Here is a 10,135-nt window from a genome sequence, read left to right on the forward strand (position 1 = left end):
TTAACGATAGAAAATAAGATAAATAATCATGCCAATAGATAAAATTCCGAAACCACAATACGCCACCATATAAGCAAAGAAGAGCCCCGGATTTTTTTCTCGCCAGACATACACCGGTTCCGGCGAATTTTTAACCCGTTTATCAATCGCGCCAGCACGCCAGCCTTTCCACGCTTCGCGAAAACAAAATACAGGGATTAGGAAAAAAACGGCAACGACAAAAAACTGCTGTACATCCATAACTACTTTCCTTGTTTCTTTTGTAATTCAAGTAACTGCTCGGGCGTGACGGCGGGATAGCCCTGCGCATCTTCCGGCACTTGATGCATTGCCGGAATAGGGACCAATGGACCTAAAAAACGCGGCTCACGTTTAAAAATATAAAGGTCAGCCAGCGCGCCGAAACGGGCGGCAAATTCGCGAATACGGACAGACCACATATCTTTTGGCGATGGTACGGCATAACACTGGGCCTGAATACCCATATGTAAAGCGATAAATAATGCCCGCTCACAGTGAAAACGCTGGGTGATAATAATGAAATCGTTAGTATCGAACACTTTGCGCGTGCGTACGATGGAATCCAGTGTTCGGAAGCCCGCGTAATCGAGAACAATATCAGAGGGGTCGACGCCAGCGGCTATTAAATCTTTGCGCATGGTCATCGGCTCGTTATAACTTTGCAACGCGTTATCGCCGCTAAGTAATAGATAGTTCACTTTACCGCTGTTATAGGCATTAATCGCCCCCTGAATACGGTAGCGGTAATACTGATTAATGACTCCGGTGCGATAATACTTTGCTGTGCCAAGCACCACGCCGACCTGACGGTAGGGGAGATCCTGCAACTCGTCGTAGATATAAGGCGCGGTTTTCCAACTCATCCAGCGATCGAGGCCGAGCACAGTCAACAGCAGCAAGCCGATCATGACTAACAGGCTGTAGAACAGACGCTTTAACATGCAGAAGACTCGATCTCGGGAAATTTTTATCAGGCTACTTTACCCGCTGCTTTTGCGCAAGAAACGGTAAACTGTTTGCCGGGATTTTCGACATCAGGAGAGCGCTGGCAAGCCTGATGCAACGCTTATCAGCGTGCCAGACTGTAGGCCGGACAAGGCGTTCCCGCCGCATCCGGCACCAGGCTTAAGCGAGAAGAACGCGGTCGATACTGTGACAGCCGAGAGCTTTCAGCGTTGCGGAGGTTGCATCCCACTGAATCAACGGCGCATCGGCTTTTTCTGCCAGAACCGCGCGCTGGATATCCGGGTAATCATAACCCTTGAGATTCAACAGAATTAACGCACCCTGCAATGGCGGCAGAGTCGGGTTGAATGCGGCGTTTTCAGCGTAGCTGCCGCTGAAAATACGACCGTCTTTGCATTCCAGCGCTACACCGCTTGGTGACTTACTGTAAGGCATGTGCGAACGGTTTGCCGCGGCAATCGCCGCCTGAGAAAGCGCATCACCAGTTAACGCAAAGCCGTGATCCTGCTCGTCCATCAGCAGCGTTTTTATCTCCAGATCTTTTGGTCCAAAGGCATCCGGCAGATAGTCACGCAGTGCGTGCGCCTCGCGACCCGGCAGATGAATACGCAGATCCAGACCGCTGTTCAGTTCATTCATAAACTGACGGCAGTGACCACAAGGCGTGTAGTTAACGGTGATGGCCGCGAGAGCTTTCTCACCGCTTAACCAGGCGTGGCTGATAGCACTTTGTTCGGCATGAACAGTTTGCTGCATTGTTGCACCAATAAATTCCATATTGGCACCGAAATACCATGTACCACTCACGCCGCGTGCAATAGCGCCAACGTTAAAATTCGACAATGGCGTACGCGCACAGGCCGCAGCCAGCGGTAGCAGTGCGAAAGCCAGCGCGTCTTCGTCCAGCCCGGTTGCGCTCTTAAGCGAAGAGACTTGCTCCTCGGTCAACAAAGCGGGGAAGTACTTGTCTGCCAGAATAGGTTCCAGCGCAGATTGCAAGTTATCCGCAAGGTGGGCAAAAGCAGTTTGAAAACGTGGATGCATGGCGTTGCCTCATAATCATGTAATGGGATAACAGTTTACGAACCTGCTATGGCTTTATATGTGATCTGAATCTCATTAATTATGCAACGCGTGAAACGTACATCAAAAATGCGCGACGCATCGCAAATTTTAGCCCATTACTGCCAGAATAATTGGGAAAAGGAACGGCGCGATCAGCGAAGTTATAATCCCGCATAACACCAGCGCCAGCGAACTAAATGCGCCTTCCTGATAATCCAGCTCAGCACAGCGCGCCGTACCGAGGGCGTGGGAAGCCGTCCCCATCGCCAGACCGCGCGCCGCTTGGTACGAATACGCATCGCATTAAGTAACGTATGACCAAAGACCGCGCCGAGGATCCCGACGAAAATGACACAAACTGCACTGATTGCCGGAATACCGCCAATACTGCCGCCGACAGCCATCGCAATTGGCGTGGTGACTGATTTCGGTAATATTGACGCAGCAATTTCCGGTGAAGCCCCCATCAACAATGCCACGCAAGTCCCTGTCACCATCGCTACCACGCTGCCGATAAAACAGATGGTGATGATTGATTTCCAGCGGGCGCGGATTTGATGCAACTGTTCATATAAAGGATAGGCCAGTGCGACGACCGCCGGTTGCAGCAGATCGTTTAGCACTTCGCTACCTTTAAAGTAGCTGTCGTAAGAGATGCCGGTCAGCATTAAAAAAGGAATGATCACCACCATTGCCACCAGCAACGGGTTAAGCAAGGGAAACTTATACCGCGCCGCCAGCTTGCGGGCGGCAAAAAAGACAATCAACGTCAGCGGTAATGACCACCAGATATTTGCCATCATTCTTCTGATCCTTTCTGACCTACGACTTTACGTTCACCGTGCACCAGTTGAGAACTCCAGCTCACCACCAGAAAAACCACCAGCGTACTGACTGCACAGGAAACCACTACCGGGCCAAATTGCGCACGTAGTAAATCAAAATATTGCATTACGCCTACGCCAATCGGCACAAACAATAGCGCCATATAGCGAATTAAAACGTAACACCCCGGATTGACCCACTTCGCCGGAAGAATTTGCAAGGCCAGCAGGACAAACAGGATCAGCATCCCGATAATGCTGCCCGGAATGGTTACCGGTAGCAGGGATGCAATGAAAATGCCTGCATACAGGCAGGCATAAATCAGGACGAAAGCGCGTAAATATTGCCAGATAATGTTCAGTGTCTTACTCATAATCAACACCCCAGATGAGATGTATTCATCATACAATTAATTCATAAAATGTGCTACAGATCACATTAAGAATTCATCGCTATTTTTCGCGCCTGGGTATGACGATGTGAGCAGCGAACTCAGGCAAATCTGCTTTTTCGCAACAGAAAGTGTGTTTGCCATAGATCAAGCATAGAGAGGGATTGCAGCTTTGCCGCAATCCCTCTCGGCAGACCTTTAATCTGCTGACCGGAGGCGCTAACATAGCGCTTCATTTTTTTGCGGGTGATGATATGCGTGTGTTACTGGCGCCAATGGAGGGGGTACTTGACTCTCTGGTGCGCGAATTGCTGACCGAAGTTAACGACTACGATCTGTGCATCACTGAGTTTGTTCGCGTGGTGGATCAACTGCTGCCGGTAAAAGTTTTTCATCGCATTTGTCCTGAGCTACAAAACGCCAGCCGTACTCCTTCAGGTACGCTGGTGCGCGTACAGTTGCTGGGGCAGTTTCCGCAATGGCTGGCAGAGAACGCCGCCCGTGCGGTGGAATTAGGTTCCTGGGGCGTGGATCTTAACTGCGGCTGCCCGTCGAAAACGGTTAACGGCAGCGGCGGTGGGGCAACGTTACTGAAAGATCCCGAACTCATCTACCAGGGAGCGAAAGCGATGCGCGAAGCCGTACCGGCGCATTTGCCCGTCAGCGTGAAAGTGCGTTTGGGCTGGGACAGTGGCGAGAAAAAATTTGAAATTGCCGATGCTGTTCAACAGGCTGGCGCTACGGAGCTGGTGGTGCATGGGCGGACAAAAGAGCAGGGGTACCGCGCGGAGCATATCGACTGGCGGGCGATTGGCGAGATTCGCCAGCGGCTGAATATTCCGGTGATTGCCAATGGTGAAATCTGGGACTGGCAGAGTGCGCAACAATGCATGGCTATCAGCGGCTGCGACGCGGTGATGATTGGGCGCGGGGCGCTCAATATTCCCAACCTGAGTCGGGTGGTGAAATATAACGAACCGCGAATGCCGTGGCCGGAGGTCGTTGCATTGCTGCAAAAGTATACCCGTCTGGAGAAACAGGGAGATACCGGGTTATATCACGTCGCGCGGATTAAGCAGTGGTTGAGTTATTTACGTAAAGAATATGATGAAGCAACGGAATTATTTCAGCATGTGCGGGTGTTGAATAATTCCCCTGATATTGCAAGGGCTATTCAGGCAATTGATATCGATAAGCTGCGATAATAGTGGAATCGCAGCTTATCAGGGACAATGAATCGCTTATTCAGCTTCATCATCTTGTTGCGCTCCTTTCATGAGCTAAGCCACATATTGCTACTGGCGCAAGGAGCGCGCAGGGGGAGGACAATCGCCTCCTCCCCTGCACCCCCGGGCTCTGGCGAACAAAATCGCCGCTGCGCGGTACCTTCAGCTTATCCCCTTCGGCTACCGGGTCGGGCGCGAGGTAACGTCCTTGTAAGACGCGCCCTCAGCCCACATCCATGTGGGCTGCCCCGGCCTTCGGGGAACGCTTCAGCGATTTTGACGCCACCAACACCGGAGCTGTTTGCAAATCAAGTACACAAAACATCTAATTAGTAGCCTGACAACTTATATGCCATATCTGATTTTTAAAATATCATCTTAAATACGCCAGTCACCACCAGTAGCCCAATCAGGAAAATAATCAATACTGCCCAGAGTATAATTTTCATTGGCGTTCCTTTATTTGTGAATGCTGAATAAGTATAGGAAAAAATGAAACTCTTTGCCGTCATTCATAAGCAATTAAGATAAATCAGAGGATATCATTCACTTACTGTATATTTTTCTGGATATGTCGTTTTATTTCCGCTGATGTATTGCCACGCGAAACTAAAAAATATATCGCCACACACGGTAATCTCCGCGCACCGTTTCTTACCTGATTATTCCCCATGAATCGTGATTCATTTAATGCAGCAAGCGTCTGTTTTCCGCTTTTAATTTTGTTGGCTGGATGTGCGCCTGTGCACGAAACTCGCCAGGCGTTAAGCCTGCAAACGCCTGCCACGCAAGTGGACACGGCGTTACCTGCGGCATTGAAAAACGGTTGGCCAGACAGCCAGTGGTGGCTGGAATACCACGATAATCAACTCACTTCCTTAATTAATAATGCAATACAGAACGCGCCGGATATGCAGGTGGCTGAACAGCGCATTCAACTGGCTGAAGCGCAGGCGAAAGCAGTAGCGACCCAGGATGGCCCGCAGGTAGATTTTTCTGCGGATATGCAACGGCAAAAAATGTCGGCTGAAGGGTTAATGGGGCCGTTTGCCCTGAACGATCCTGCTGCCGGTACCACGGGGCCGTGGTATACCAACGGTACTTTTGGTTTAACGGCGGGCTGGCATCTTGATATTTGGGGAAAGAATCGGGCGGAAGTCACTGCTCGACTCGGTTCAGTAAAAGCTCGGGCAGCTGAACGTGAGCAGACCCGACAATTGCTGGCTGGCAGCGTGGCACGCCTGTACTGGGAGTGGCAAACCCAGGCAGCTTTGAACACTGTATTGCTGCAAATCGAAAAAGAGCAGAACACCATTATTGCGACCGATCGCCAGCTCTATCAGCGTGGAATGACCTCTTCGGTTGAAGGTGTGGAAACCGATATTAATGCCAGTAAAACCCAGCAACAGCTCAACGATGTCGCGGGTAAAATGAAAATTATCGAGGCGCGATTAAGTGCGCTCACCAACCATCAGAAAAGCGCATTGAAGCTGCATCCGGTCACGTTGCCGAAAGTGGCAAGCCAGCTTCCTGATGAACTGGGATATTCCTTGCTGGCCCGGCGGGCAGATTTGCAGGCGGCGCATTGGTATGTCGAGTCGTCGTTAAGTACCATCGACGCAGCAAAAGCGGCATTTTATCCCGACATCAATCTGATGGCCTTCCTGCAACAGGATGCTTTGCATTTAAGCGATCTTTTTCGTAGCTCCGCCCAACAGATGGGCGTCACGGCGGGGCTGACATTGCCGATATTCGACAGCGGCAGACTTAATGCCAATCTTGATATTGCGAAAGCCGAAAGCAACTTGTCGATTGCCAACTACAACAAAGCAGTGGTCGAGGCGGTGAATGATGTGGCGCGGGCGGCGAGTCAGGTGCAGACACTGGCAGAGAAAAACCAGCATCAGGCGCAAATTGAGCGCGATGCCATACGTGTGGTGGGGCTGGCACAGGCGCGATTTAACGCGGGCATCATCGCGGGTTCCCGCGTCAGTGAAGCCAGAATTCCGGCGCTTCGCGAACGAGCCAACGGCCTGCTTTTGCAAGGGCAATGGCTGGATGCCTCCATTCAACTCACCAGTGCGCTGGGCGGGGGCTACAAACGCTGAGGATATGCGCCTTCTATACTTAACGTTTAGTCAGCGTTAGGTGGAGAACTCAATGGCGCAGGTCGCGATTATTACCGCTTCCGATTCAGGGATAGGTAAAGAGTGCGCGTTATCACTGGCGCAGCAGGGGTTTGATATTGGCATTACCTGGCACTCTGATGAAGCAGGGGCAAAAGATACCGCCCGTGAGGTGGTTAGCCACGGTGTACGTGCGGAGATCGTGCAGCTGGATCTCGGTAAACTGCCAGAAGGAGCACTGGCGCTGGAGAAACTTATTCAACGGCTGGGGCGCATTGATGTGCTGGTGAATAATGCGGGCACGATAGCCAAAGCGCCGTTTCTTGATATGGCTTTTGATGAGTGGCGAAAGATTTTTACCGTTGATGTCGATGGTGCATTTTTATGCTCGCAAATTGCGGCCCGCCAGATGGTGAAACAAGGGCAGGGCGGTCGCATCATCAACATTACGTCGGTACATGAACATACGCCGCTGCCGGATGCCTGCGCCTACACAGCCGCTAAACATGCGCTCGGCGGGTTAACTAAAGCAATGGCGCTGGAGTTAGTGCGGCACAAGATTCTGGTGAATGCGGTCGCGCCTGGCGCGATTGCCACGCCGATGAACGGAATGGATGACGGCGATGTGAAGCCTGATGCAGAGCCTTCGATCCCCCTGCGACGTTTCGGCGCAACGCAAGAGATTGCCAGCCTGGTGGCCTGGCTATGTTCCGAAGGCGCCAATTACACCACCGGGCAGTCGCTGATTGTCGATGGCGGTTTTATGCTGGCAAATCCGCAGTTTAAGCCGGAGTAGTGCAATGAGGTGAGTGGCTATTTCAATAGGTAATATTTTGTAGGCCTGATAAGACGCGCAAGCGTCGCATCAGGCATGGTGCACCGGATGTCGGATGCGGCGCGAACGCCTTATCCGACCTACAGGCCGCATCATGAGATAACTGCTTTACGCCTGATTATCCGGCTTTTTCTTCCCGCGCCGTTTCAGCCACCAGCGAACACCAACCACCAGAGCCACAACCAGAATCAACCAAACCCAGTGCTTCAAATGTTGGTCAAGTTCGTGCAACCACGGCGAAATCACCTGGCCACCTGCGTAGCCAATGGTGGTAAAAATCAGCGCCCAGGCAAATGCGCCGAGAATATTCAGCGGTAGAAATATTTTCGGCGGTAGCTGACTAGCGCCAATCAGCGTCGGACCAATCACCCGAAAGCCATACATAAAACGTGTACCAATAACAAACAGATACGGATGACGTTGGATCAGCTTCTGCGCCCGTTCAATTTTATCCTGATGTTTTGAGAAACGGCGTAACAGCTTGCCGCCAAACCGCCGCCCGCACAGATAAAGCGCCTGGTCGCCAATCATGCCGCCAAGTGCTACGGAAAGTACCACTAGCGGGAATTTCAGCAGCCCCTGATGCGCGGCAACACCACCGAGCAAGGTGACGGTTTCACCTTCAGCCAGACTGCCAAGTACCAGCGCGGCATAACCATATTGTGAAATAAGTGTATTAATATCCATAGGCCAGTCTGTCTCCCTTTGGTTACCTGTAAGCATACACCCAGTAAATTATTCACGCAGAAAAAGCCCCTCAGGGTAGTGCACTAATTTTGTGGTTGAATAAAAAATAATCACAAGCTGACTTATACTTGAACTGTCAGGTTCATGAACTCACAACAAGGGGGCGGTATGAGCCATGTCTGGGGACTGTTTTCCCATCCCGATCGTGAAATGCAGGTGATTAATCGTGAAAACGAAACGATTTCTCATCACTACACCCACCACGTTTTGCTGATGGCGGCGATTCCGGTGATTTGCGCCTTCATTGGCACCACGCAAATCGGCTGGAATTTTGGCGATGGCACTATCCTGAAGTTATCCTGGTTTACCGGACTGGCGTTGGCTGTCTTATTTTATGGCGTGATGCTGGCTGGGGTCGCGGTGATGGGGCGGGTCATCTGGTGGATGGCGCGCAATTACCCACAGCGCCCGTCGCTTGCGCACTGTATGGTTTTCGCGGGATACGTCGCGACGCCGCTGTTTCTAAGCGGTCTGGTAGCGCTTTACCCGCTGGTCTGGCTGTGTGCTCTGGTCGGCACGGTGGCGCTGTTTTACACGGGGTATCTGCTTTATCTCGGTATTCCAAGCTTCCTGAATATTAACAAAGAGGAAGGTCTTAGCTTTTCCAGTTCGACACTGGCGATTGGTGTGCTGGTACTGGAAGTCCTGCTCGCCCTTACCGTCATACTTTGGGGGTACGGTTATCGTCTGTTCTAGAAAGTTCTTTTGCGTTGCATTGCTGGCGTAAATGTCAGCAATGCAGCATTTCCTCACGATTCTCCTTTGACGACCGCACTTTTTGCTCGTTATGATGGCTTCGCTAGCCTCAGTAAATCCTTACTCCGGCGGTGCGCAACCCGTGCGCGTGAACCACTATTTGAATGCTCATCATGCCGAAATTTCGAGTTTCTTTATTTAGCCTGGCCCTGATGCTGGCTGTGCCTTTTGCACCGCAGGCCGCTGCGAAAACGGCAGCCGCTACCACCGCTTCGCAGCCGGAAATTGCTTCCGGTAGTGCGATGATTGTTGATCTTAATACCAACAAAGTGATCTATTCGAACCACCCGGATCTGGTGCGTCCGATTGCCTCAATCACCAAATTAATGACTGCGATGGTTGTGCTGGATGCACGACTGCCGCTGGATGAGAAACTAAAAGTAGACATCAGCCAGACGCCGGAGATGAAAGGGGTCTATTCGCGCGTACGACTGAACAGCGAAATCAGCCGTAAAGATATGCTGCTGCTGGCGTTGATGTCTTCGGAAAACCGCGCGGCGGCGAGCCTGGCACATCATTATCCTGGCGGTTATAACGCATTTATTAAAGCAATGAATGCGAAAGCAAAAGCTCTCGGGATGAATAACACGCGCTTCGTTGAACCGACCGGGCTATCAGTGCATAACGTTTCGACTGCCCGTGATCTGACCAAATTGTTGATTGCCACCAAACAATATCCGTTGATCGGTCAGTTAAGTACCACCCGTGAAGATATGGCGACCTTCTCTAACCCGTCGTATACGCTGCCATTCCGCAATACTAACCATCTGGTGTATCGCGATAACTGGAATATCCAGCTAACCAAAACGGGCTTTACCAATGCCGCAGGGCATTGCCTGGTGATGCGCACGGTTTTCAATAATAAACCGGTGGCGCTGGTGGTGATGGATGCGTTTGGCAAATATACCCATTTTGCCGATGCCAGCCGCCTGCGTACATGGATTGAAACCGGCAAAGTGATGCCCGTTCCGGCAGCGGCGTTGAGTTATAAAAAACAAAAAGCCGCCCAGATGGCGGCGGCAGGGCAGACGGCACAAAACGATTAAGTTTGCTTGCCCGTAGGCCGGATAAGGCGTTTACGCCGCATCCGGCATTCGTTGCCCGTGCCTGATGCGATGCTTGCGCATCTTATCAGGCCTACAAATGTGACGCGCCCGTAGGCTGGATAAGGCGTTGA

At 51.5% G+C, this 10,135-nt stretch carries 11 protein-coding genes and 1 pseudogene; 5 read left to right on the forward strand and 7 right to left on the reverse strand.

The features are described from left to right. The 5 genes and pseudogenes from AACU94_RS05625 to AACU94_RS05645 form a co-directional block, all read right to left on the reverse strand. Nucleotides 1-240: a DUF2542 family protein gene (locus AACU94_RS05625; protein WP_130207056.1), complete on the reverse strand. Its 240-nt coding sequence runs from the start codon at nucleotides 238-240 to the stop codon at nucleotides 1-3. A gap of 2 nt (nucleotides 241-242) precedes the next feature. Further along, complete coding sequence (sanA, locus tag AACU94_RS05630) at nucleotides 243-962, reverse strand: outer membrane permeability protein SanA (protein WP_130207054.1); 720 nt, start codon at nucleotides 960-962, stop codon at nucleotides 243-245. A 184-nt stretch (nucleotides 963-1,146) separates the two neighbouring features. Beyond that, the gene (cdd, locus tag AACU94_RS05635; protein WP_130257524.1) at nucleotides 1,147-2,031 is read right to left on the reverse strand and encodes a cytidine deaminase; all 885 of its coding nucleotides are present in this window, start codon (nucleotides 2,029-2,031) and stop codon (nucleotides 1,147-1,149) included. Between the two features lie 129 nt (nucleotides 2,032-2,160). Continuing rightward, nucleotides 2,161-2,855: pseudogene (locus tag AACU94_RS05640) on the reverse strand (CidB/LrgB family autolysis modulator). Then, nucleotides 2,852-3,250 carry a CidA/LrgA family protein gene (locus tag AACU94_RS05645; protein WP_001295452.1) on the reverse strand — a complete coding sequence of 133 codons (399 nt, stop codon included), beginning with the start codon at nucleotides 3,248-3,250 and terminating at the stop codon, nucleotides 2,852-2,854. The pseudogene AACU94_RS05640 and the gene AACU94_RS05645 overlap by 4 nt, the downstream one beginning before the upstream one ends. A gap of 272 nt (nucleotides 3,251-3,522) precedes the next feature. On the opposite strand from AACU94_RS05645, the gene dusC reads away from it, so the two are divergent. Further along, nucleotides 3,523-4,473, forward strand: a complete 951-nt coding sequence (gene dusC, locus AACU94_RS05650) for a tRNA dihydrouridine(16) synthase DusC (RefSeq protein WP_130257525.1) — start codon at nucleotides 3,523-3,525, stop codon at nucleotides 4,471-4,473. A gap of 386 nt (nucleotides 4,474-4,859) precedes the next feature. On the opposite strand, the gene yohP is transcribed toward dusC, so the two are convergent. Beyond that, nucleotides 4,860-5,006, reverse strand: coding sequence for a small membrane protein YohP (yohP, locus tag AACU94_RS05655; protein WP_205712852.1), 147 nt, complete (start codon nucleotides 5,004-5,006; stop codon nucleotides 4,860-4,862). Nucleotides 5,007-5,165: 159 nt separating this feature from the next. Here yohP and mdtQ point away from each other — a divergent pair, with 159 nt between their 5' ends. Together mdtQ and AACU94_RS05665 are read left to right on the forward strand one after the other, a co-directional pair. After that, the gene (gene mdtQ, locus AACU94_RS05660) at nucleotides 5,166-6,602 is read left to right on the forward strand and encodes a multidrug resistance outer membrane protein MdtQ (protein ID WP_135489081.1); all 1,437 of its coding nucleotides are present in this window, start codon (nucleotides 5,166-5,168) and stop codon (nucleotides 6,600-6,602) included. Nucleotides 6,603-6,654: 52 nt separating this feature from the next. Continuing rightward, a complete protein-coding gene (locus tag AACU94_RS05665) occupies nucleotides 6,655-7,416 on the forward strand; it encodes an SDR family oxidoreductase (RefSeq protein WP_135489082.1) in 762 nt (253 codons plus the stop codon). A 147-nt stretch (nucleotides 7,417-7,563) separates the two neighbouring features. Here AACU94_RS05665 and AACU94_RS05670 read toward each other — a convergent pair whose 3' ends face one another. Further along, nucleotides 7,564-8,142 carry a DedA family protein gene (locus AACU94_RS05670; protein WP_135489083.1) on the reverse strand — a complete coding sequence of 193 codons (579 nt, stop codon included), beginning with the start codon at nucleotides 8,140-8,142 and terminating at the stop codon, nucleotides 7,564-7,566. A 168-nt stretch (nucleotides 8,143-8,310) separates the two neighbouring features. Here AACU94_RS05670 and AACU94_RS05675 point away from each other — a divergent pair, with 168 nt between their 5' ends. Both AACU94_RS05675 and pbpG read left to right on the forward strand, forming a co-directional pair. Then, entirely contained in the window at nucleotides 8,311-8,898 is a 588-nt protein-coding gene (locus AACU94_RS05675; RefSeq protein WP_001295454.1) for a Yip1 family protein, read from the forward strand. A gap of 173 nt (nucleotides 8,899-9,071) precedes the next feature. Further along, nucleotides 9,072-10,004, forward strand: coding sequence for a D-alanyl-D-alanine endopeptidase (gene pbpG, locus AACU94_RS05680; RefSeq protein ID WP_130207042.1), 933 nt, complete (start codon nucleotides 9,072-9,074; stop codon nucleotides 10,002-10,004). Nucleotides 10,005-10,135 lie beyond the last annotated feature (131 nt).

This window comes from Escherichia sp. E4702 (assembly GCF_963883545.1).
Classification (GTDB): Bacteria; Pseudomonadota; Gammaproteobacteria; order Enterobacterales; family Enterobacteriaceae; genus Escherichia.